Annotated in this window: 18 protein-coding genes; 1 reads left to right on the plus strand and 17 read right to left on the minus strand. The window is 67.7% G+C overall.

Features of this window, described 5'->3' with window-relative positions; translation table 11 throughout:
• Positions 1-259: 259 nt before the first annotated feature.
• The 10 genes from G1C96_RS03430 to G1C96_RS03475 form a co-directional block, all read right to left on the minus strand.
• Positions 260-841 (minus strand): DUF3180 domain-containing protein, encoded by a 582-nt coding sequence (locus tag G1C96_RS03430; protein WP_169275264.1) that lies wholly within the window; start codon positions 839-841, stop codon positions 260-262.
• Positions 838-1689, minus strand: a complete 852-nt coding sequence (locus G1C96_RS03435) for a 2-amino-4-hydroxy-6-hydroxymethyldihydropteridine diphosphokinase (RefSeq protein WP_169275265.1) — start codon at positions 1687-1689, stop codon at positions 838-840. Before G1C96_RS03435 ends, G1C96_RS03430 begins: the two co-directional genes overlap by 4 nt.
• Positions 1690-1792: 103 nt before the next feature.
• Positions 1793-3859, minus strand: coding sequence for an ATP-dependent zinc metalloprotease FtsH (gene ftsH, locus G1C96_RS03440; RefSeq protein WP_169275266.1), 2067 nt, complete (start codon positions 3857-3859; stop codon positions 1793-1795).
• Entirely contained in the window at positions 3856-4419 is a 564-nt protein-coding gene (hpt, locus tag G1C96_RS03445; protein ID WP_169275267.1) for a hypoxanthine phosphoribosyltransferase, read from the minus strand. The genes ftsH and hpt overlap by 4 nt, the downstream gene beginning before the upstream one ends.
• Positions 4406-5536 (minus strand): tRNA lysidine(34) synthetase TilS, encoded by a 1131-nt coding sequence (gene tilS / locus G1C96_RS03450; protein WP_169275268.1) that lies wholly within the window; start codon positions 5534-5536, stop codon positions 4406-4408. The genes hpt and tilS overlap by 14 nt, the downstream gene beginning before the upstream one ends.
• Before the next feature lie 53 nt (positions 5537-5589).
• Entirely contained in the window at positions 5590-7026 is a 1437-nt protein-coding gene (dacB, locus tag G1C96_RS03455; protein WP_335341915.1) for a D-alanyl-D-alanine carboxypeptidase/D-alanyl-D-alanine endopeptidase, read from the minus strand.
• 34 nt (positions 7027-7060) lie between these two features.
• Positions 7061-8728: an ABC transporter permease gene (locus G1C96_RS03460; RefSeq protein WP_205832025.1), complete on the minus strand. Its 1668-nt coding sequence runs from the start codon at positions 8726-8728 to the stop codon at positions 7061-7063.
• Complete coding sequence (locus G1C96_RS03465; RefSeq protein ID WP_169275269.1) at positions 8725-9648, minus strand: ABC transporter ATP-binding protein; 924 nt, start codon at positions 9646-9648, stop codon at positions 8725-8727. Before G1C96_RS03465 ends, G1C96_RS03460 begins: the two co-directional genes overlap by 4 nt.
• Positions 9649-9764: 116 nt before the next feature.
• Positions 9765-10988, minus strand: coding sequence for a glycosyltransferase family 2 protein (locus G1C96_RS03470; RefSeq protein WP_169275270.1), 1224 nt, complete (start codon positions 10986-10988; stop codon positions 9765-9767).
• Positions 10988-12520 carry an AI-2E family transporter gene (locus tag G1C96_RS03475; protein ID WP_169275271.1) on the minus strand — a complete coding sequence of 511 codons (1533 nt, stop codon included), beginning with the start codon at positions 12518-12520 and terminating at the stop codon, positions 10988-10990. The genes G1C96_RS03470 and G1C96_RS03475 overlap by 1 nt, the downstream gene beginning before the upstream one ends.
• Before the next feature lie 81 nt (positions 12521-12601).
• Here G1C96_RS03475 and G1C96_RS03480 point away from each other — a divergent pair, with 81 nt between their 5' ends.
• A complete protein-coding gene (locus G1C96_RS03480) occupies positions 12602-13483 on the plus strand; it encodes a glycosyltransferase family 2 protein (protein WP_169275272.1) in 882 nt (293 codons plus the stop codon).
• Positions 13484-13882: 399 nt separating this feature from the next.
• On the opposite strand, the gene G1C96_RS03485 is transcribed toward G1C96_RS03480, so the two are convergent.
• The 7 genes from G1C96_RS03485 to G1C96_RS03515 form a co-directional block, all read right to left on the minus strand.
• On the minus strand, positions 13883-14164 hold the full coding sequence (locus G1C96_RS03485) for a hypothetical protein (RefSeq protein ID WP_169275273.1): 282 nt from the start codon (positions 14162-14164) through the stop codon (positions 13883-13885).
• An 84-nt stretch (positions 14165-14248) separates the two neighbouring features.
• Positions 14249-14878, minus strand: coding sequence for a hypothetical protein (locus tag G1C96_RS03490; protein WP_169275274.1), 630 nt, complete (start codon positions 14876-14878; stop codon positions 14249-14251).
• A 1188-nt stretch (positions 14879-16066) separates the two neighbouring features.
• Positions 16067-17218, minus strand: coding sequence for a lactaldehyde reductase (gene fucO / locus G1C96_RS03495; RefSeq protein ID WP_169275275.1), 1152 nt, complete (start codon positions 17216-17218; stop codon positions 16067-16069).
• 167 nt (positions 17219-17385) lie between these two features.
• The gene (gene dnaE / locus G1C96_RS03500; RefSeq protein WP_169275276.1) at positions 17386-20940 is read right to left on the minus strand and encodes a DNA polymerase III subunit alpha; all 3555 of its coding nucleotides are present in this window, start codon (positions 20938-20940) and stop codon (positions 17386-17388) included.
• A gap of 41 nt (positions 20941-20981) precedes the next feature.
• Entirely contained in the window at positions 20982-21914 is a 933-nt protein-coding gene (locus G1C96_RS03505) for an RluA family pseudouridine synthase (RefSeq protein ID WP_169275277.1), read from the minus strand.
• Positions 21911-22519: a signal peptidase II gene (locus G1C96_RS03510; RefSeq protein ID WP_169275278.1), complete on the minus strand. Its 609-nt coding sequence runs from the start codon at positions 22517-22519 to the stop codon at positions 21911-21913. Before G1C96_RS03510 ends, G1C96_RS03505 begins: the two co-directional genes overlap by 4 nt.
• Before the next feature lie 33 nt (positions 22520-22552).
• The gene (locus tag G1C96_RS03515; RefSeq protein WP_169275279.1) at positions 22553-23863 is read right to left on the minus strand and encodes a DivIVA domain-containing protein; all 1311 of its coding nucleotides are present in this window, start codon (positions 23861-23863) and stop codon (positions 22553-22555) included.
• Between the last annotated feature and the right edge of the window lie 54 nt (positions 23864-23917).

Genomic DNA, 23917 nt, shown 5'->3' on the forward strand with positions numbered 1-23917 from the left:
GAGCGGATCCAGTCCCGGAGCCGGCCGAAAGAGACCGTGCGGAACTGGATCCGCTCATTCCGTATCTGCGGCACCGCAGACTGAGCAAATCCCGTCCCAGAGCAGGCTGAAACAGGCTGCACGGAACTGGATCCGCTCATTCCGCATCGACGGCACCGCAGACTGAGCAGATCCAGTTCCGACAAAGCGCAAACTGAGCAGATCCAGTTCCGACCATACGCAGACTGAGCAAATCCCGTCCGAAGCAGGGATACGACGATCAGCGCGAGGCCACCTCGGATGTCGCGGACGCAGCCGTACCAGCAGCAGATGCCTTGGACGCCGCGGATTCGGCGGACGACGCGGCGGCGAGGTTGCGCCGGCGCTCGGCGGCCTTGATCTTGGGATTCTCCGGTCCCTCGCCGGGCGGCAGCTGGCAGAACCGCTCCCCCACGATGCCCACGACCATGTCCGCGAGGCACACCACGGCGCTCACGCCGCATTCGACCATCGCCTGCGCGTAGAACGGGGCGTCGGCATGCCCCAGGGCGGCGAGGATCTGCCCCACGTACCAGCCGAACAGCGCGGCCGCGACCAGTCCCAGCGCCTTGGACAGCACCAGCGCGTACACGGACACGGCCGGATTGAGGTACTTGCGCTTGCCGGAGACGTACTGGCGCACCTGCCAGGCCATCGCGAACACCACGACGCCCACCACAGCGAGCAGGATCGGCACGATCCACGGCGCGCCCATCACGGTGAAGTCGCTGCGCTCGGTGATCTTGACCAGTGCCGCGCCGGCCGCCAGACCCAGCACGACCGCCACGGCGAACCGCCACCACGGCGTGCGGCGCGCGCTCATGCGAGTCCCCCGAACGGATTGCCGCCGAACGGGTTGCCGCCTCCCGGGAAGGCGCTTCCCGACGACGCCCCGCCGGACGTGGTGTCGCCCAGGATCCAGTTGGCGGAAAGCATTCCCACGCGCGCGGCGTCCGGCGCCATGGCCAGCAGGAACGACACCGGATCCTTGCCGATGCGCGCGTCCGGATCGAGGTCGAGCAGCGGGGCGAGCACCGAGGCGTGCTCCTTCGCGGACGGCCACGGCAGCGTGAGCTCCGGATCGTCGCTGGTGACGCCCTCGACGTCCACGATGTCGATGTCGAGCGAGTCGTCGTCCTGCGCGGACTCGATGGTCTGTGTGGCGGCGAGCAGCTCCCTCGGCCCCAGCGTGGCGCTCACGGTGAGCACGGCCGCGAAGGCGTCCGGCGCATCGAAGTTCGTGACGTTGTACAGCGGCGAGATGCCGGTGATCTCCACGCCCGGCAGGCCGTCCAGCGCCACCACCACCTCGCGGAAGGTGCGTTCGGCGTTCGGCGACGTGCTTTCCAGCGCGATGATCGCGTGCCGCGCCACGGGCGGCTCGGTCGGCGCGGAAGACCCGGAAGATGCGGAAGATGCGTCCGCGGCGGCGCCCCGGCCGTCCGTCCCGGCCGACGCCGCGACCACGGTCCCGTCCGCCAGACGCACCTCCACGGCCGCGTCCGCCGCCAGCGCCGCGAATCCGGCGTCGCCGTGCACGATCACGTCCACGTGCGCGCCGCCCTTCAGCAGTTCGGCCACCTCGGGCGTCACCGTGAGCGTGACCCTCGCGCTCACGCCGCCCCTGCCGCTCTCCGCACCGTTCCTGGCATCGATGTCGGTTCCTGTCATCGCACAACACCCCTTTCGACGATTCGCCGCCGCGGCGAGACATCACCGCGGCGGCGAATCCGGTTCAATGCATGGTCGTTCGCGTGCCGTAGGCCCGCATCGGTCACTCGGCGCTCAGGCCGGCCGAACGCCTGAGCGATTCGGGGATCGGCACGGGCGGCAGGTCGGAGTCGGGACGACGGTCGTTCGACAGCCACGTGGTGCGTTCCGGCGCCTTCTTGAGGTTCGCGAAGATGACCGCGAGCTCCTTCTCGTTCAGCGTCTCCTTGACGAGCAGCTGACGGACCAGCTCGTCGAGCACCTCGCGGTTCTCGTTGATGATGGTCCACGCCTCGGTGTGCGCGGTCTCCACGAGCCTGAGCACCTCGTCGTCGATGATCTCGGCGGTGCGGTCGGAGTACTGGCGGGGCTGCAGACCGTCCATGACGGTGGTCTGCTCGTCCTCGTCGCCGTACTTGATGGCGCCGAGCTGCGCGGAGAAGCCGTACTGCGTGACCATGGTGCGCGCGATCTTCGTGGCCTTCTCGATGTCGTTGGACGCGCCGGTGGTGGGATCGTGGAACACGATCTCCTCGGCGGTGCGCCCGCCCATCGCGTACGCCATCTGGTCGAGCAGCTGGTTGCGCGACTGCGAGTAGCGGTCGGACGTGGGCATCACGGCGGTGTAGCCGAGCGCGCGGCCGCGCGGCAGGATCGTCACCTTGGTGACCGGGTCGGTGTGGTGCAGCGCGGCGGCGACCAGCGCGTGGCCGCCCTCGTGGTACGCGGTGTTGCGCAGCTCCTCGAGCGCCATGCCCTTCGACTTCTTCTTGGGGCCGGCCTGCACGCGGTCGATGGCCTCGTCGATGGCGCGGTTGTCGATGAGCTGGGCGCCGGAGCGGGCGCACAGCAGGGCGGCCTCGTTGAGCACGTTGGCCAGGTCGGCGCCGGTGAAGCCAGGCGTGCGCACGGCCACCATGTGCAGGTCCACGTCCGGCACGAACGGCTTGCCCTTGGCGTGCACCTTGAGGATCGCCTCGCGGCCCTCCAGGTCCGGCGCGCCCACGCCCACCTGACGGTCGAAGCGCCCCGGGCGCAGCAGCGCCGGGTCGAGCACGTCGGGACGGTTGGTTGCGGCGATGATGATGAGGTTGGTGTCGTTGTCGAAGCCGTCCATCTCCACGAGCAGCTGGTTGAGCGTCTGCTCGCGCTCGTCGTGGCCGCCGCCCATGCCGGAGCCGCGCTTGCGGCCCACGGCGTCGATCTCGTCGATGAAGATGATGGCCGGGGCGTTCTTCTTCGCCTCGTCGAACAGGTCGCGCACACGGGAGGCGCCGAGGCCCACGAACATCTCCACGAAGTCGGAGCCCGCCATGGAGTAGAACGGCACGCCCGCCTCGCCGGCGATGGCGCGCGCGAGCAGCGTCTTGCCGGTGCCGGGAGGGCCGTACAGCAGCACGCCGCGTGGGATGCGCGCACCGAGCGCCTTGTACTTGGCCGGGTTCTGCAGGAAGTCCTTGATCTCCTCCACCTCGGCGAGCGCCTCGTCCTCGCCGGCCACGTCCGCGAACTTGGTCTTGGGCGTTTGGCCTTCGAGCAGCTTGCCGTTGTTCTTCTTGCCGCCCATGCCGAACATGCCGGACGCGCCCTGCATGCGGCTCATGAGGAACCAGAACAGGCCGAAGAAGATGAGGAACGGCAGGATCGAGGTGATGAGGTAGCTCAGCATGCTCGTCTGCTGCATGTTGGACGTCCAGCCCTTGGAGAGCTCGGCGTTCTGCACGGCCTGGGAGATCTGCTGACCCTGCGCGAAGGTGTAGTAGAACTGGACGTCCTTGCCGTAGTTCTTGACGCGGCCGGTGTCCGGATCCGTCTTGGTGAAGTCGTTCTTGAGCTCCAGACGCACCTTCTGCGTGTTGTCGGTGATCTGCGCGTAGGTGGCCTGGCCGTTCTGGATGAGGTTCAGGCCGTCCTTGGTGTCGATGGTCTGGGTGCCGCCGATGGTGAACACCGAGAACGCGCTCATGGCGAGCAGCACGACGACCACGATCCACAGCCACGGCGACTGCCAGAACGGCTTCTTGCCGTCGGCGCCGTTGGACCCGCCGCCCCGGTTGGGGTTCATGAACGGGTTGCCGTTGTTGGGCCGGTTGTTGTTATTGGGCTGCTGCGGTCCCTGCGGAAAGCTCATGACTCATCTCCTTGGTATACGCGCGGCTTGAGCACGGCGATGGAGTCGAGGTTGCGGTAGCGCTCGGCGTAGTCGAGGCCGAAGCCGACCACGAACTCGTCCGGGATCTCGAACCCCTTGTACTTCACGTCCACCTCCACCTCGCGGCGGGCGGGCTTCTCGAGCAGCGCGAAGATCTCCACGGAGGCCGCGCCGCGACGCCTGAGCTCGTCCACCAGCCATGCGAGGGTGCGGCCTGAGTCCACGATATCCTCGGCGATGAGAATGTGCCGACCGCGAACATCGGTCGACAGGTCCTGGCGCACGGTGACGGTGCCGGACGACGTGGTGCCCGACCCGTAGCTCGATAGGCTCATGAAGTCCATCTGCACGGGGATGCTCATGGCCTGGGACAGCGCCACCACCGTGTTGACGGCTCCCTTGAGCACCGCCACCAGCAGTACGTCCTTGTCCCGGTAGTCCCGGCTCACCTGGTCGGCGACGCCTTGGATCTTTGCGGCGATCTCCTCCCTGGAGACCAGCTCATGGTCGATGTCGTCTTGAATGTCAGCGATACGCATGCCCACTATCTTTGCACACTTCAATGACGTGACCCTTACGGATCACTGTGCATCCGCTGGGAAGGGACAGCGGCTTCTGGCCGTGCCAGTCGACGGTCAGACGGTCGATCGCCTCGACGTGCGTGCTTGACATCGACGCCCCCGCGCGGCGCAGCGCCTCGACGATCACGCGTCTGCGCAGCGCGGGGTGCTCGTCCGCCAGCCGCGCCGCGTCGATGAGCACGCGACGTCCGGTGTCGTTGCTGCCGTCCTTCTCGTCCCCGCAGAGCGTGTCCCCGGAGAGCACGTCGGCGGCGATCCGCGCCGCGGCGGTCTCGAGGCAGTCGGCGTCGAGTGCGGCCGAGGCGGCGCCCGCGGCGAGCGCGGCGGTGGGGTCGTGCCCGTAGCAGCGCGTCATGGCGGGGATCAGGTCGTGCCGGATGCGCGAGCGCAGCGGATAGGAGGCGTCGAGCGGCGCGTCCGGGTCCGCGGCGTCCCCGTTCGTGGGGTCGTCCCACCAGCGCAGGCCCAGCTCCCCGCACATGGCGCCGGTCCGCGCGCGCGTCACGTCGAGCCAGGGGCGCGCGAACCGCACGCCGCCGCGCCGGAACGCGGACGGCATGCCCACGATGGCGTTCAGTCCCCCGCTGCGTGCCAGGCCGATGAGCACGGTCTCCGCCTGGTCGTCGCGGGTGTGCGCCAGCAGCACCACGGCGGCGCCCAGTTCGCGGGCGCAGTCGACGAGCGCGCCGTACCGGGCCTGCCGCGCGGCGGCCTCGAGACCGGTCGCCGAGGCACGGTCCACGGCGACGGCCCGGGAGACCACGGGATCGAGGCCGAGCCCGCGGCAGCGGGCGACGACGTCCGCGGCGACGGCGGCGGAGTCGGCTGCGATGCCGTGGTCGATCGTCACGGCTCCGCAGCGCAGTCCCAGCATGCCGCACACGATGCGGCTCACGGCGGCGAGCGCCATCGAATCGCGCCCGCCCGAACAGGCCACGAGCACCAGCGGCGCGCCCGGGTCCGGCTCGTGGCGCCCGTGCTCGGCGAACCGTGCGGACTGGCGCGCGAGCCCCTGCGCGGCCAGGCACAGACGCAGATCCCCGATGGCCTTGCGCAGCGATGCCGAATATGCCATGTGACGCCGTCTCCCCCGATGTTCCGTGCCCGATGCTCCGTGCCCGTGCGCCGTTACAGCGCGCTGAGCGCGGAGGCGAGCCTGTCGATGGCCGTGACCGCGGACGCCGGATCCTGCGAGTTGTTGACGATCACGGCGAAGTACAGGATGCCGCCGGATCGGCGCGACACGTTGCCGGCCAGCGAGCGCACGCCCGTGAGGCTGCCGGTCTTGCCGCGCACCAGACCCTTGGCGTCGGCGGTGAAGCCGCGGGTCGCGAGTCCCAGCGTGCCGGTCAGTCCGCTGACGGGCAGTCCCTCGGCGAACGCGGCGGTGGCGTTGCCGGAGCGCATGGCCGCGATCTGCACCTGCAGCAGCGTCTCCACGGTGGCGGTGGATCCGGGCGTCAGGCCGGAGCAGTCGGCCATGACGAGCCCGTCCATGGGGATGCCGGCCTGCTGGAGCCGCGCGCGCACGGCGGCGACCGCGCCGGCGGGCGAGTTCTCCGCGCCGTCGCGCAGGGCGACGAGGCGTCCGAGGAGTTCGGCCTGGGTGTTGTCGGAGTTGCGCAGCGCGTACGTCATGAGCTCGCCGATCGTGGCGGAGCGGACCGTGGCGATCGGCTCGGCGTCCGGCGTGGCGCCCGCGGCGGGAGTCCCGTTGACGGTGATGCCCTGTTCGGCGAGACGTTCGGCGAAGACCTTCGCGGCGTCCTCCACGGTGGTGAACGAGAGTTCCGGGTAGACGTGGCCGTCGTCCGGGTCGCTCGGTCTGGCCTCGGCGCCCCAGATGCGTCCGCCGTCCACGGCCATGGCGGTGACCGGCGTGGCGTAGCGGTGGTCGCCGTTGTTCTGCTCGATGCCGGCGGGCGTGACGGGCGCGCCGAACAGCGAGCCGTCGTACGCGAGGTTCACGACGGTGATGCCCTGCGCTTCCAGGGCCTGCGCCGTGGCGCGGGCGAGCGTGCCGAGACCGGCGCGGCCGTTGACGTGGTCCGGGTCGCTTTCGCCGGAACCGAGCAGCATGTTGCCGTGGCCGGTGAGCGTCACGGTGGCGGTGCCGCCGTCCGTGACGAGCCGCGTCTCGGTGTCCAGCGTGGAGTCCGTGTCGAGCGCGAGCGACGCGGCGAAGGCGGTGATCGTCTTCATCGTGGAGGCGGGTTCGCGGGCGACGGCGCCGTTGCGGTCGAGCGCCACCGTGCCGTCCTGACCGGCCACCACGAGCGAATAGTCGGCGCCCACGCCGGCCGATGCGGCGAATTCGTCGGCCGCGCGCGTCACGGCGGCGGGGTCGAGGGGCACGTCGGACTCGAGGTCGGCCACGAGACCGGCCGGCGCCACGGCGCCGCGCGGATCGTCGAAGGTGCGCACGTTCACCGGATGCATGGTGATCGCGCCGGGAATCAGATCGAACGCGTCCGCCACGATCGCCCCCGCGCACAGCCCCGCCGTCACGACGACGCTGATGCCCACGGTCCATGAACGCCGAAGCGCGTCACGACGAGTGCCCACCGGCAGGTCACCTCCACTCCGCTTGCCGGCCCGGTCACTGCTGCAGGCTGGCGAATCCGTCCAATGTCCTGAGCACGCTCAGCGAGCGCGCATCCAACAGCTTACCGCCCAGCCACGTACCGAGCGCCAGCGCGGCCGCGCCGTTGACCAGCGCGCACGCGCCGAGCGCCAGCCAGCCCGCGTCGGAACCGAACGCCCCGGCGAACGCCATGACCACGCCCGCCACGGCGGTGGGCACGAGCGTCAGCGGCGTGCCGAGCATCTGCACGAACGGGAAGAAGCCCTGCGCCACGGCCCTGCCCTGCGGCGAGGAGAACGGGCGGTCGACGGACGGCACCGGATACATGAGGATCACGGAGACGATCTCCGCCACGCCCAGCGAGGCGTAGGCGAGACCGAGGGAGACGCCGGTGATCATGATCGCGTAGACGGGGTCGCTCCCGCCGTACCACAGTCCGGTGAAGGCGGCGACGCACACGGCGAGGATCAGCAGGTAGACGGTGCCGATCACCGCGAGCAGGCCGGCGCGCCCCCTGCGGTCGGCGGTGCCGGGCACGCCGCAGATCACCTCCATCGCGTAGCCGCGTCCGTCGTAGGCCAGCCCGTTGCCTTCGGCGAGGAACATGAACCAGCCGCCCATCACCGGGCCCATCCACACCACTTCGCCGATGCCTCGCGACTGCAGCGCCATCAGCACCGTCATGAGCAGCGGCATGGCGAAGAACAGCGCCTGGCGCGGATCGCGCCGCAGATAGGTGAGCAGACGTGCGGCGATCGCGCCGGACGCCGAATCGGGCACCCGACCGAACGCGCCGAGCCCCCTGGCGGTCACGGTCCGCTCGGCGGCGCCCACGGTGAGGCGGTCGTGGCGGAGGCACGCGGTGGAACCCGCGAAGCACAGCGCCACCGTGGCGGCGATGACGGCCAGACGCGCCGCGAACGGCCCCCATGCGCCCGCCATCGCGTCGAACGGCAGCTGGAAGGCCGCGCCGAACGGCGTCCACGCGAGCACGTCGGCCATGCCGGAGTAGGTGTCGAAGCGCATGTCCGTGCCGAGGTGCACGCCCACGGCGGCCTCGTAGACGTCCGCGTCCGAACCAGAGTTGGCGGTCATGATGCTCGGGATCTGCATGACGAACACGAAGAACAGCACGGCGACGATGTAGAGCACGCTCCGGCTGCGCTTGGAACGCACCAGCGACGTGGCCGCGGCGATCGCCAGCTTGGACAGGCTCATGATCGTGAGCACCGCGAGCAGGGCGGCGACGAGCTGCACGATCACGGCGAGCGCGCCGAACGGACGGAACGCCGCCGACCAGAGCAGCAGCGCGACGGCGCCCATGATCGAGGGCAGGCCGGAGAGACCGGCGGCCAGCAGGCCGAGGCTCAGCGTGCGGTCGGGAATGCCGTACAGCGCGAAGCGGCCGGGGCTCAGCGTCGACCTCTGCCCCAGATACAGGACCTGCACCATGACGACCATGATCGCCCCGAACGCGTCGACGAGCACCGTGCCGGCGCGGAACGGGCCGATCTCGGCCGCGTGGCCGCCGAGGTCGAAGGCGAGCACGGCGACGAGCGCCACCCCGCCGAGACCCAGCAGGAGACCGACCACGTAGCCGATGGTCTGGCCCACGGATTTGCGCATCGCCGCGAAGGTGAGGGCCCAGCGCAGGCGGACGATGGTGGCGACGGACCGCATCATCGCAGCGCCTCCGCGCCGGCGGGCGCATCCGGGGCCGGGGCTGCGTCCGGGGCCGGGACCGCGGACGCGCCGCCGTCGAGCCAGCTGAGCTTGGCCGCCTCGTGGCGCCCGCCCACCAGCTGCATGAACCGGTCCTCCAGATCCTCCCCGGCCGCGACCTGCGCCACGGTGCCGGCCGCGCACACCTGGCCGGCGTTGACGATCGCCACGTGCGTGCACATCTTCTCCACCAGCGCCATCACGTGCGACGAGATGATGACCGTGCCGCCGGTGGCCGCGTACTCCGCCAGGATGTCGCGCAGGTTGGCGCTGGAGACCGGGTCCACGGACTCGAACGGCTCGTCCAGCACCAGGATGCGCGGGCTGTGGATCATCGCGGAGGCGAGGCAGATCTTCTTGGTCATGCCGGCCGAATAGTCGGCGACCATCTTGTCCGCGTCGTCCGTGAGGTCGAAGGCGGCGAGCAGGTCGTTCGCGCGCGAGACCACCTCGGCGCGTCCCATGCCGCGCAGCATGCCGGCGTAGACCAGCAGCTGCAGGCCGGTGAGACGGTCGAAGATCTGGTCGCCCTGCGGCATCACGCCGATCACGCGCTTGGCGCGGTTCACGTCGTCCCACACGTCCGCGCCGAGGATCATCGCGGTGCCCGCATCGGGGCGCAGCAGACCGGTCACCATGTTGAGCGTGGTGGTCTTGCCGGCGCCGTTGGGGCCCACGAGCCCGTAGAACGATCCGACCGGGATGTCGAGCGCGAGGCCGTTCACCGCGATCTTCTCGCCGAAGCGCTTGACGAGTCCGCGGATCGACACGGCGGCGTGCGGATCCGGAGGGACGGGGACGTAGGCGACCGGGTCGGAGGCCGACGGAGAGGGAACTGCGGGCGGATTGCCGACGGATCGGGCCGGAATGTCGTATGTCATGGTTCGACCCTACAGCAGCCGTCCGCGACTCGCCGGGAGGTTCACCGTGCGTTCATGCGGCCCGCCGCGCGCGCCGATCACCGCAGCGCTGCGACGGGCGGCTCGTGCATGCGCGCTCAGCCCTTGTGCACGATCGGCTTCCACTCGGGCTTCGCGAAGATGGCCTGGAACGAGATGACCACGTAGCTCAGCGCGAAGATCGGGAAGCTCAGGCAGTAGGCGAACAGCTCCTTGTTGGTGGCGCGGATCTTGTCGCGCTCGGCGATCACCGTCAGCGCGGCCAGCAGCATCATCGTGAGCATCGAGACGAGCACGCCCATGCCCCAGCCGTTGAACGCCCCCAGCTGGCTGGACCACGAGACGAACCCCAGCGCGGCGAACAGCGCGCCCAGCGCCAGACGCACCACCGTGAGCACCATGAACGGGCAGACGAGCAGCGTCAGATCCACCGAGGAGAAGTCGCGCTCCTGGATGCCGTGGCGCATCATCGCCGGACCGTAGTAGCGGAACACCTGCAGGTACCCCTTGCTCCAGCGCACGCGCTGACGCCAGCTCTGCTTGAACGACGTGGGCTGCTCGTCGTAGAGGATCGCGCTGCCGCAGTAGCCGATGCGGTCGCCGTGCAGCACGCAGTCCATCGTGAACTCCATGTCCTCGGTGAGCAGATGGAACTTCCAGCCGTTGTTGCGCTCCATGATCTCGCGCGAGAACATGAACCCGGTGCCCGCCACATGGCAGCTCGACCCGATCACCATGCGCGACGAGTTCACGAAGCGCGACTCCCTGAGGAACCACAGCGCCGTGCCGCTGGAGACCCAGTTCGCGTTGAGGTTGACCGAGTTGCGGTAGCTGGTGAGCACCTTGAAGCCGGACTGGAACGCCTTGTTCATCTCCTCCACGTAGTGGTGGTCGAGCCGGTTGTCCGCGTCGAACACGAAGAACGCGTCGTACCGCGAGGCCTTGCCTTGCCTGCCCATGGACTCGAGCAGGTAGCTCAGCGCGTACCCCTTGCCGACCTGCTCGGTGTTGAAGCGCTCCACCACGTGGCAGCCCATGGACCGGGCGATGTCGGCGGTGTCGTCGGTGCAGTTGTCGGCCACGATCCAGATGTCGATGAGGTCGCGCGGATAGCTCTGCGACTGCAGGTCGCCGATGAGGTTGGCGATGACCGCCGACTCGTTGCGCGCGGAGATGAGCACCGCGTACCGCTTGTCCATCGGGGCGTCCGGGAACGCCTCGGGCCTGGCGAAGAATGACACCAGCACGTAGGCCGCCTGATAGACCACCACGCAGGCGCCCAGGATGGTGATGAGCCAGTCGAGCACGGTGAGCAGCGCCATCAGCGCCACCCTCCGCGGGGGTTGGCGGCGCGCCCGGCGTCCGGATCGGCGGCGTCGGCGTCGGCGTCATGGTCCGCATCCGCGCTGCGATCCGCATCCGCTCCATGGTCCTCGTCCGCACCGTGGTCCTCGTCGCCGTGGCTCTCCGCGCCCGCGAGCCCCGCGGGTCTGACGCCGTCGAGCACGTGCTTGGGAATCGCCACCGTCTCGGAGGAATCCAGATCCTCGGACGTGGGCGCGGGCACCGGCACGCCGTAGGCCTTGCGCGTCACGGCGTCGAGCTCCTCCTCGATCATGACGCGCTTGCTGGAGCCCTGCGCGGCGCGCGGCATGTGCCCGGTGACCGGCTGGATCACGTGTTCGCTGAACGCCTCCACGCCCTCCACGATCCTCGACTTCTTCACCGGCTTGGGGTCGCCCAGCAGCGGGGAGTCGATGAGCTCGTAGCGCTTGGTGTACACGGTGAAGATCGCCTGGAAGCTGGCCGCCACCGGCAGCGCGAGGAACGCGCCGAGCGCGCCGAACACCGATCCGAGCGCCAGCACCACGAGGAACGCCACGGCCGGGTTGAGGTCCATCGTGCGCTGCGAGATCTTGGGGCTGAGGATCAGGTTCTCGATCTGCTGGTAGACCACGATGTACGCCAGTACGCCCACCGCATACCAGATGCCGCCGCTGATCCACGCGAACAGCACCGGCAGCGCGCCGCCGATGTACGTGCCCACCGTGGGCACGAACTGCGAGGTCAGGCCGCAGAACAGGGCCAGCGGCAACCAGTACGGCACGTCGAGGATCTCCAGGAACACGGCCGTGCACACCGAGTTGATCATGGCCAGGATGCCGCGGGAGAATAGGAAGTTGGAGATCTGGTCCTGCACCACCTGCCACACGAGCACGAACTTGCGCTGCGTGTCCGGGCTGAGCCACTGGCACAGGCTGCGGCGCATGCGCGGGCTGCACGCGGAGACGTAGTACGTGACCAGCATGACCGTCATGACGTTGAGCAGCCCCGCGCCCACGCTGCCCAGGGTGGCGGCGGCCTGCGTGGCGAAGTTGGTGACCCACGAGGTCTGGATGTTGTTGATGATCTCGCTGCCGAGGTTCTGGATGGCGGGCATCCTGAACGTGGTGCGCGAGGCCACCCACGCGCTCAGCTGCTCGTACATGTTCGGCAGTCCCCTGACGAGGCCGATCACCTGCTGCACGAACATGTTGCCGAACATGGCGAGCAGGCCGATGGTCACGATCACCAGCCCCACCAGCGTGACGCCCGAAGCCACGCCGCGCTTCCAGCCGTGCTTGACGAGGATGAGCACCAGCGGCTCCACGGCGAGCGCGATGAACACGGAGATGACCAGATCCACGGCCAGGTACTCGAGGTCGCCGAGCGCATGCCACACGAACACGGCGAGGAAGATGGCGATGGCGATGTACAGCAATGCGCGGGAGAACCATTCAGGCGGCCGTCGCGGGTCCCCCTTGGCCGGAAACACGGACGCGAGATCGAACTGCTGCTGCTTCATGGGCACCATTATTGTGCGCTTCGGTGACATTGGGCCTTGGGAGGGAGGATGAGGCGGGTCCGTTCGCCGCCGTTCGCTATTGTTGGAGGCATGCTCAAGGTTTCGATCATCATCCCCGCGTGGAACGAAGAGGAGCGCATCGACGACTGTCTGACGTGCGCCGCGCGCCAGACCGTGATGCCGCACGAGATCATCGTCGTCGACAACAAGTCCACCGACCGCACCGTGGAGATCGTGGAACGCTTCGCCGCCGCGCACCCGGAGGCTCCGGTCCGACTCATCCACCAGGACGCCGAGCAGGGGCTCATCCCCACGCGCAACGCCGGGCTCAACGCCGCGACCGGCGACGTGCTGGGCCGCGTGGACGCCGACTGCATGCTCAAGCCCGACTGGGTGGAGGTGGTTACCGCCATCTTCACCGAGGATCCGAAGGCCATGGGCGCGTCCGGACCGGTGGTGTACTACGACATGCCGCTCAAGAAGACGGGACTGCGCGGCGACAACCGCACGCGCCGGCTCATCTACCGCGCCGACGGCAACCGCACGATGCTGTTCGGATCGAACATGGCGCTGCGCGCGACCGCATGGCGCGCCATCGCCGGCGAGGTGTGCCGCGACTACGAGGACGTGATGCACGAGGACGTGGACATCTCGCTGCACATGCTGGGCAAGGGGTTCAAGACCGTGTACTCGCCGCGCATGATCGTGGGCATGAGCGCGCGCCGCATGGCCTCCGGGTTCGTCTCGTTCAAGCACTACACGGACCGCTTCCGCAACACGTTCGACGCGCATCCGCGCCACACGCGCTTCTTCCGCCCGGAGTACCTGCTGCGCATGATGTGGCCGTTCATCCACTTCCTCTATCCGCTCTACCAGCGCCGGATGGAGCGCGAGCACATCGACTGCGCGGCCATGGTGTGGCGCGACGAGCAGAACCGCATCCTCAAGGGCACGAGCGCGCTCACGCACTGAGTCGACTGAGGCCGCACGTCCGCGCCGCGGCCTCTCGCATGGCTGTCGGCGCGATCTGAATTGGGCAGACTGAGCAAATGCAGTTCCGCGGATGCACGGATTGAGCGGATCCAGTCCCGCAGGGCGGTTCCAAGGCACGTACCGAACTCGATCAGCTCAATCCGCATTCCGGCCGGACTGGATCCGCTCAATCCGCGTACGCACGCAATACGCACATCACAAACAGAGCAGATTCAGTCCTGTGGATACGCAAATTGAGCTAATCCAGTTCCACAGGGCGATTCCGAGGCACACGCCGAACTCGATCAGCTCAATCCGCGCTCCGGCCGGACTGGATCCGCTCAATCCGCGTCGCATAGGTCGGATCGCTCGCTCCGCGCCAGGTCATGCGGAAAGGCTTCACAACCAGCGAAGCGCATCCTGCCCCAATCCTTGGGAGGTCCGCGGCACGCCGGCGGCGTCGAGCTTGCGCCGCACGACGTCCGGCTGCTCGATCAGCTGTCGGAAAGACCATCGCACGAACACGATGCCGCGCCGCAGCAGCTGGATGTTGCTTTCGCGTTCCTTCTCCTCCAGCACGGCATCGACGGCATCGCCCTCTCCGAGCATGTCCGGATTCGCATACTTCGCGCGACCGTCCAGTTCGCCGATGACGATCCGACCATTGTCCAGCAGCCACATGAAGTCCACGCGCCGACGCCGTCCCGTCACCGGATCGCGAAACTCGCATTGCAATTGGGGCACGGCGTATCCCCAGATGATGAACTAAGCGCGGGCGATCGATTCGCCGCCGTTCTCGCTGCGCGGATCCGCATGGTGCGCCACGATCCTGGCGCGTCGGACACCTTTATGTCCGGCTTTCTCATCGATGAATCGCGCGAGATCACCGGAATCAAGATGAAGGTCCCGCAATGCGGCGTCGCAGATCGCCAAAGCCTCGGGGAACGGCAACATCCGTATGCAGTCGAATACGGTCTGCAGCAACGGCGTCACCAATACTCCGTCGCGTAGTTCTCCTCGGACGTTCGCCACATAATGGAACCGGTAATAGCCGCGGTCGCGTGTGCGCGAATGGCCGTCGATCGCAACGTGCACAAACTCGTGCAGGGCGTAGGTCTCGCTGAGTCCCCAGACCGTGGCGGCGCTGATGCAGCACAGTATCCAGTTCGGGTGGCGAGCCGTCACCGCGCGCAGCGTGTGCATGATGCGTTCCCGATAGCCGAGCGCATCCCAATACTCCCGACGGGCGAACATGTCCGGTCGCACCGCGATCAGCGACCCGTCCGCCACGCGACGACGCAGCGATTTCAGACCGTTCGACCGACGCGTCCACAAGCACGTCCGCGCGCGTTCGGCCGCGTCGATGGCTTTGGCGAGTCGAGGAAAGTATCTCATACCGTCACGGTAGGGGGACCGTGACGGCGGAGTCCAGCCGGACGGACCCATGTGGATGAATGTGGGCTGTCCGGCGCAGGTCCGCGCGCGTCGGGTCTATGGTTATCCACATGTGCACGACTGGCGATAGTGAGCGATCGTGAGAATGACGGTTGCGTGGCCGGCAGCGCGATGCGGATTGAGCGGATGCAGTCCCGCGGATGGCACGGACTGAGCTAATCCAGTCCCGCAGGGCGACGACCATGCGTCTGATGTCGGAATGGTACATCGTGGGCTCCGATCCGGACGCCCGAAAGCGTCCAACTTTTCGTCCGTACCCCTCCGCGATTCGAACGAACTGAATATGCTCAATCTGACGACATATGCCGCACGAACACCACGGATTGAGCGGATGCAGTCCCACGGATACGCGGATTGAGCCAATCCAGTCCCGCAGAGCGATTCCAAGACACGTGGCGAACTCGATCAGCTCAATCCGCGTTCCAGCCGAACTGGATCCGCTCAATCCGACCGTATGCGCAGTCCACACATCACGGATTGAGCGGATGCAGTCCCGCGGATACGCAAATTGTGCTAATCCAGTCCCGCAGGGCGATTCCAAGACACGTGGCGAACTCGATCAGCTCAATCCGCACTCCGGCCGAACTGAATATGCTCAATCCGCATAGGGAGGGGAAATATGCCGCGCGACAGGACGCGCCAAGGCAAACGAGCTGGGAACAGGCATGTCATGACGGCGGCGAACCTAGTCAGCATCGGCAGCTCTGATCATGACGGCGAACCTAGTCAGCATCGGCAGGTCCGATCGCGCCGACGGGCTTAGTCAGCATCGTCGGCCCCAATCGCATCGTCGGCCCCGATCGCATCGTCAGCATCGGGCGCGTCATCGGCCCCGATCGCACCAGCGGATCGATCACGTCGACGGGCCGTTCACGCCAACGGACCGAGCGACGCGACGCGGCAAACGCCGGTCGCAGGAACGACAAAGCGCACAACGCCGAAGACGCAGGAACGCCGATCCGGGACATCGAAGCCCAAAAGCAACACAGGCAACGAAACGGGCCCTTCCGCCGTGCATGACACAGCGGAAGGGCCCGTATGCCCATGTGGCAGACGGAACGGCACAACGGCGATGAGCACACGGTCGCCCGAGGCTCATCGACCGTCATCCACGACCCGCCGCGCGGATCACATCAGGGACTTGTAGATGGCCAGGATGTCTTCCTCGGTGGCCTTGCGCGGGTTGCCCGGGGTGCACACGTCGTTGAACGCGTCGTGGGCGAGCGGCTCGAGGTCGGCCTCGGTGGCGCCCACCTCGGAGATAGTGGTGGGGTTCTTCAGGTCCACGGTCAGCTTGTGGACGGCCTGCACGGCCTCCTCGCGCACCTTCTCGAGGTCGCCGGTGTAGGCGTCCTCGACGCCGAACGCGTCGGCGATGTCGCGGTACTTCTCGCCGGTGAAGTCCTTGTTGTACTCCATGACCGGGGCCAGCAGGATGCCGTTGGCCACGCCGTGGGCCACGCCCAGGCGGCCGCCCAGCGGGTGGGCCATGCCGTGCACCAGACCGAGGCCGACGTTGGAGTAGGCCATGCCGGTGATGTAGGACGCGTACGCCATCTGCTCGCCGGCCGGGATGTCGCCGTCGGCGGACTTGGCGAGGTTCTTGGCGATCATGCGGATGGTCTGCATGGACAGGCAGTCGGACAGGCTCCAGGCGCCCGGGGTGATGTAGCCCTCGATGGCGTGGGTCAGGGCGTCGAGGCCGGTGGCGACCTTCAGGCCGCGCGGCATGGAGTCGGTCAGGTCCGGGTCCACGAACGCGACGATCGGGATGTCGTGCGGGTCCACGGCCACGAACTTGCGCTTGTTCTTGGTGTCGGTGATTACGTAGTTGATGGTCGTCTCGGACGCGGTGCCGGCGGTGGTGGGCACGCCGAAGATCGGGACGGACGGGTTCTTGGTGTCCGCCACGCCCTCGAGGGAGAGCACGTCGCCGAACTCCGGGTTGGCGGTGATGATGCCGATGCCCTTGCAGGTGTCCTGCGGGGAGCCGCCGCCGAGGCCGATCAGAAAGTCGGCGCCGGACGCCTTGAAGCGCAGCACGCCGTCCTGGATGCACTCGACCGGCGGGTTCGGCTTGACGTTGTCGAAGACCTCGTAGGGCAGGCCGGCGGCGTCGAGCACGTCGGTGACCTTCTTGGCGGTGCCGGTCTCCAGCAGCACCGGGTCGGTGACGATGAACGCCTTCTTGAAGCCGTGCTTCCTGGCGACCTCGGGGATCTCCTTGATCGCGCCGCGACCGAAGTACGCCGTCTGGTTGAAGATCATCCTGTAGACCATAACGCTCTCCTTTAAGCTGGTTCGTTACCTTCCGTGAACGCCCGCGATCCTCGTGGGCCACTCACCGCATTCCAGTGTAACGGTCCAGCTGGGCGCAACCTGACAAATCGCGCAAAATCTGGACGGGTGTCCCACATATAGGGACACCCGTCGACGACTCCGGCGTCTTACGCGGCGGGCAGGCAGCTGGGGCCGAAGATGATCTTGATCTCGGCGAACAAGCTGGTGTCGCGCTTGACGCGGAACCGGTCGCCGAACGTGAGCACCCGCGCGCCTCCCCTGTCGTCCACCACGGCCAGACGCACCTCGCAGTAGCCGGGATGGTTGTGGAGCACCTGCCCGAGCTGCGCCATGTTCTCGCGCCCCAGCGCAACCTGCGGCAGCGTGATCACCAGCGGACGCTCGTCGGCCGCCTCGAGCGTCGGCACCTGCATTTCGGTTGCGCGCAGCGACACGGACTCGTCACGCACATCCACCTGACCGCGCACCTGCACCACCGTGTCGATCTGCAGTTCGGGGGCCGCGGCCTCGTACACCTTGCCGAAGAACATGCACTGGATGGACGACTCCATGTCCTCGATCGTCACCAGCGCCCACGGGTTGCCCTTCTTGGACACGCGCCGGTCCACGCCGGTGATGAGTCCCGCGAGCGTGACCTGCTGCCCGTCCGGCATGGTCTTGGCGCGGTCGATGAGGTGCGCGATGGACATCTCGCGCAGCGAGGCGAGCACCGACTGCATGCCGGAGAGCGGATGGTCGGACACGTACAGGCCCAGCATCTCGCGCTCGAAGTTGAGCTTGGTCTTCTTGTCCCACTCCTCGATGTCCGGCACGCTGATCGTCGCGTCGCCCATCGCCTCGTCGTCCGAGCCGCCGTCGTCGTCCGCGAACAGGTCGAACTGGCCCTCCGCCTGCTTGCGCTTGAGCCCCACCACCGAGTCGATGGCGGCCTCGTGGATGGTGAACAGCGCACGGCGGTTCGGGTCGATGGAATCGAACGCGCCCGCCTTGATGAGCGACTCCACGAGGCGCTTGTTCAGGGCGGTCAGCGGCACGCGGCGGATGAAGTCCATGAAGTTGACGTACCTGCCGCGCTTGCCCTCACGCTCGGCGATGATGTCCGCCACGGCCTTCTCGCCCACGTTGCGGATGGCGCCCAGACCGAAGCGCACCACGTCGCCGACGGCCGAGTACTCGAAGCGCGACTCGTTGACGTCCGGCGAGAGCACCTGGATGCCCATGCGACGCGCCTCGCCGAGGTACAGCGCGGTCTTGTCCTTGTTGTCGCGCGTGCCCTGCAGCAGCGCGGCCATGAACTCCACCGGGTAGTGGGTCTTGAGATACGCGGTCCAGTACGAGATCAGGCCGTACGCGGCGGAATGCGCCTTGTTGAACGCGTAGCCGGAGAACGGGACCAGCACGTCCCACACGGCCTGAGCCGCCTCCTCCGAGTAGCCGTGCTCCTTCATGCCGGCGAAGAACGGCACCTTCTCCTTGGCCAGCACCTCCGGCTTCTTCTTGCCCATGGCTCGGCGCAGCACGTCGGCCTTGCCGAGCGAATAGCCGGCCAGGATTCGCGCGGCGGACTGCACCTGCTCCTGGTACACGATGAGGCCGTACGTCTCGTCGAGCACCTGCTTGAGGGGCTGTTCGAGCTCGGGGTGGATCGGCTCGATCTTCTGCAGCCCATTCTTGCGCTTGGCGTAGTTGTTGTGCGAGTCCATATCCATGGGGCCCGGGCGGTACAGCGCGATCAGTGCCGAGATGTCGTTGAAGTTGTCCGGCTTGAGGCTCTTGAGCAGCGAGCGCATGCCGTCGGAATCGAGCTGGAACACGCCCAGCGTGTCGCCGCGGGAGAGCAGCTGGTACGTTTCCCTGTCGTCCAGCGGGATCTTGGTGTAGTCGATCGGCTCCTTGCCGTTCGCCTCGATGTTCTTCAGCGTGTCGTGGATGACCGTGAGGTTGGACAGGCCCAGGAAGTCCATCTTCACCAGGCCCAGCGTCTCGCACGTGTGGTACTCGAACGTGGTGGTCACGGTGCCGTCGGTGCGTTCCAGCAGCGGCGACGTGTCCGTGATGGGCGCGCTACCCATGATGGTGGCGCACGCGTGGACTCCGGTCTGGCGGATCAGGCCCTCGATGGTCTTGGCCTTGTCGATGATCTGGTGCGCGTCGTGGTCGGAGTCGTACAGCTCGCGGAACTCGCGCGCCTCGGCGTAGCGCTTCGAGTTCGGGTCGAAGATCTCGCTGAGCGACGCGTCCTTGCCGTTCTTGCTCGGCGGCAGCGCCTTGGTGACGCGGTCGCCCATCGAGAACTCGTAGCCCATGATGCGCGCCGAGTCCTTGAGCGCCTGCTTGGTCTTGATGACGCCGTAGATCACGCACTGCGCGACCTTGTCCGTGCCGTACTTCTCGCCGCAGTATTTGATGACGTCGAGGCGGCCCTCGGGGTCGAAGTCGACGTCGATATCCGGCAGGCTCACGCGCTCCGGGTTGAGGAACCTCTCGAAGATCAGGCCGTGCTCCAGCGGGTCCAGCTCGGTGATGCCCATCGCGTACGCCACCATCGAGCCTGCGGCGGAGCCTCGGCCGGGGCCGACCATGATGCCGTGGTCCTTGGCCCACTGGATGTAGTCGGCCACCACGAGGAAGTAGCCGCAGAACTGCATCTGGCAGATCACGCCGCACTCGTAGTCGGCCTGCTTGAGCACCTTGGCGGGCGGATTGCCGTCGTAGCGCTTCTCCAGGCCCTCCTCCACCTTCTTGAGGAACAGCGACGTCTCGTCCCAGCCTTCCGGGCACGGGAACTTGGGCATGAACGCGCCGTCCTCGTGGTCGTCGAACATCACGTTGCAGCGGTCGGCGATGGCGAGCGTGTTGTCGCACGCCTCCGGGAACTCGCGGAACAGCTCGCGCATCTCCTCGGCGGGCTTGATGTAGTAGCCGCTGCCGTCGAACTTGAAGCGGTCGGGGTCGTCCAGCCGGGAGCCGGAGTTGATGCACAGCATGGCGTCCTGCGCCTCCGCGTCCTTGGCCTCCACGTAGTGCGAGTCGTTGGTGGCGACGAGCGGCGCGTTCAGCTTCTTCGCGATGGTGAGCAGGCCGGAGGTGACCTCCCTCTCGATCGTCAGGCCGTGGTCCATGATCTCGATGAAGAAGTTGTCCCTGCCGAAGATGTCCTGGAACTCGCCGGCCGCGCGCATCGCCTCGTCGAACTGGCCGAGGCGGAGCCTGGTCTGGATGATGCCCGAGGGGCAGCCGGACGTGGCGATCACGCCCTTCGAGTACGTGGCGAGCACCTCCTTGTCCATACGCGGGTAGCGCATGACGCGGCCTTCGAGGTTGGCCACGGAGGAGGCCTTGATGAGGTTCACGAGGCCTTCGTCGTTCTCCGCCCACATCGTCATGTGGGTGATCAGGCCGCCGCCGGAGACGTCGTCGCTGCGCTGCGTCTCGGTGCCCCAGTGCACGCGGGACTTGTCCTGGCGGGCGGTCTCCGGCGTGACGTACGCCTCGATGCCGATGATCGGCTTGACGCCGGCCGCCACGCAGTTCGTGTACATCTCGTACGCGCCGTGCATGTTGCCGTGGTCGGTGATCGCCACGGCCGGCATGCCCAGTGCGGCGACCTTCTTCGCCAGGTTCGGGATCTTCGACGCGCCGTCCAGCAGCGAGTAGTGCGTGTGGTTGTGCAGATGTACGAAGTTCCCGGAATCAGCCATGGGGTCCATGCTACCCGGCGGCCTTGTCCGGGCCGGTCTCCCTACTCGCGGCTCCGCGCGGCCGCGCGTGCGCGCAGCGTGTCGAGCGCGTGCTGCAGGTCGGCGGGGTACCGGCTGGAGACCGTGGTCCACACGTGCGTGCGCGGATGGCGGAACTCGAGCCGCATGGCGTGCAGCCACTGGCGGTCGAGCCCCAGCGCCTCGGACAGCTGCGGGTTGGCGCCGTACATCGGGTCGCCCACCAGCGGATGCCCGATCGAGGAGAAGTGCACGCGGATCTGGTGCGTGCGCCCGGTCTCGAGGTTCACGGAGACGAGCGTGGCCTCGCCGAAGCGCTCCATCACGTCCCAGTGCGTGATGGCCTCCTTGCCCGCGGGCGTGACGGTGAAGCGGAAGTCGGACACCTTGGCGCGTCCGATGGGCGCCTCGATGGTGGCCCTGTCCTCCCTGAGGTTGCCCTGCGCGATGGCGTGGTACGTCTTGACGACCTCGTGTTCGGCGAACTGCCGGCGCATCTCCTTGTAGGCGAGCTCCGACTTGCATACCAGCATGAGTCCGGACGTGCCCACGTCGAGGCGCGAGACGATGCCCTGACGTCCGGGGGCGCCGTACGACGTGATGCGCACGCCGCGCTCCAGCAGGCTGCCGAGCACCGTGGGTCCGGTCCAGCCCACCGAGGCGTGCGCGGCCACGCCGACGGGCTTGTCCACCACCACCACGTCGTCGTCCTCGTAGACCACGGCCATGTCGTCGGCGATGGGCTCGGGGGCGGGCGTCTCGTCGTGCAGATCCACCTCGAGGGTCTCCCCCGCCATGAGCGCGGAGGACTTGGAGATCTCGCGGGTGAGGGAACGCACCTGGCCGGAGGCCACGAGTTCGCTGGCCTTGGCGCGCGAGATGCCGAGCATCTTGGACACGGCGACGTCGATGCGCCGGCCTACCAGGGCGTCGGGAGCGGGAAGGAGTCGGCTCATCGCTGGGCGTGCTCCTCCTTGTCCGTGTCGGATCCGTCCGTATCGGCGCCCGCGGCCTCGGCTTCGGCGGCGTCCGCGTCGGAGGAGGCGGCGCGCGCCTCGAGATCCTTGGCCGTCAGCGGTTCGTTGCGCGCGATGAGCAGCACGATGCCCGCGCCGGCGAGCACCAGGAAGACGTCGGCCACGTTGCCCACCGACCACCCGTAGTCGAGGAAGTCGACGACTTTGCCGTTGAGGAAGCCGTCGGCGTAGGCCACGCGGTCGATGAGGTTGCCGAGCGCGCCGGAGAACGCCAGCGCCAGCAGCACGGTCCACCGCATGGACACCGTGCGCAGCGCCAGCCACGCGAGCGCGCAGCAGGCGACGAGCGCGAACAGGGAGATCAGCCACGTGGCCGAGGATCCCATGCCGAGTGAGGCGCCGGGGTTGTGCACCAGCCGCAGCGACAGCAGGCCGGGGATGACGCGGACCGCGTGGGTCTCGCTGAGGAACGACTGCGCGAGGGCCTTGGTGCCCTGATCGAGGATCAGCGCCGCCGCGGCCACGCACGCAAAGACGGCCGCGCGGGTGCGCAGCCGTCCTGTGGTGGCGGAATGAGTGGTCATGCCGTACTAGTCAGTGCCTTGCGTCCGGCGGGCTCAGTGGTTCTCGCCGGGGTGGTTGGCCTCGACGCTCTGGAACGCGTTCGTGTCCGAGACCTGGTTGACCAGCTGGCCGAGGAACTCGGTGAGGCGGCTGCGGTACTCGGCCTCGAACTGCTTGAGCCCCTGGATGTTGCCCTCGATGACCTTGGACTGGGTGATGAGCTTGTTCTTGACGTCGGCCGCGTACTGATCGGCGCCGTCGCGCGTGTTCTTGTCGTACTCCTGGGCGCGGCGCTGGACGTCCTGCTCGTAGGCCTCGGCGTCGGCGTGCTTGTCCTTGGAGTAGTTGTCCGCGTCCTGACGGGTCTTGACGGAGTAGTTGTCCGCCTCGGAGCGCACGCGCTCGGAGTAGGAGTCGGCGTCGTTGTGCACGCGCTTGGAGTAGTCGTCGGCCTCGGTGCGGGTGCGGTTGGAGTAGTCGTTCGCCTTGGCGACGGCCTCGTCGTGCTTGGCCTGGCCGTCGGCGATAAGCTCGGCGCCCTTGGCCTTGCCCTTGTCCACATACTGGTCGTGCAGCTGCATGGCCAGGGTGAGCATGGCAGTGGCGCGCTCCGGCTCGCTGTTGGCGTCCGCGCCAGCGCCGGCGATCTTCTTGAGGCTGCCGGTCTCGGTAGACGGCTCGATCTTGGCGACCTGCTCGCGCAGGGCGTCCTCGCGCTGCTTGGACTCCTCGAGCTGCTTGTTGAGCTGCTGGATCTGCGCGGCGGCCTGCTGCACCTGGGCGGCGGCCTGCTGGGCCTGCTTGTTCACCTGCTCGGCCTGCGCGGCGGACGAGGCGGCCTGGCTCTTGGCCTCGGCCAGCTCGTTGGTGAGGGTCTCGGCGCGCTTGAGGGCCTCGGTGCGCTCGTTCTGCACGGCGGCGAGCTGATCGGCGAGGGCCTTGGCGTCGTCGCCGCCCTGGGCCGCCTGCGCGGTGAGCTGGTCGATCTGCTTGTTGAGCTGGTCCACCTGTCCCTTGAGCTGTTCGTTCTGGGATGCCAGCGCCTTGGCGTTCTCCTCGGCCTCAGCGATCTTGCCGGCGGCGGCCGCGTCGGCGGACGCCGGAGCCGATGCCGCGGACTTCAGCTGGGCGTTCTCGGCCTTGAGCGCGTCCACCTGAGCGCTGAGCTCGGAGATCTTGGCGTTGAGCGGAGCCACGTCCGCGCCGAGCGACTGGGTGGAAGCGACGGCCTGCTTGCCCAGAGCCTCCACGGTCTCGGTCACCTGATCCAGAAAATCGTCGACCTCGTCGACATCGTAGCCTTCCTTGAATCGGACGGTCTGGAAGGTATGCTCCCGAATATCCTTAGGCGTCAACAGAGCCATGTTATTCCCACCTCACTTTGGGGCTATGCCTATAGACGTATACGCTGGCTTCAA

The sequence above is a fragment of the Bifidobacterium moraviense genome (genome assembly GCF_012932365.1).
GTDB lineage: Bacteria > Actinomycetota > Actinomycetes > Actinomycetales > Bifidobacteriaceae > Bifidobacterium > Bifidobacterium moraviense.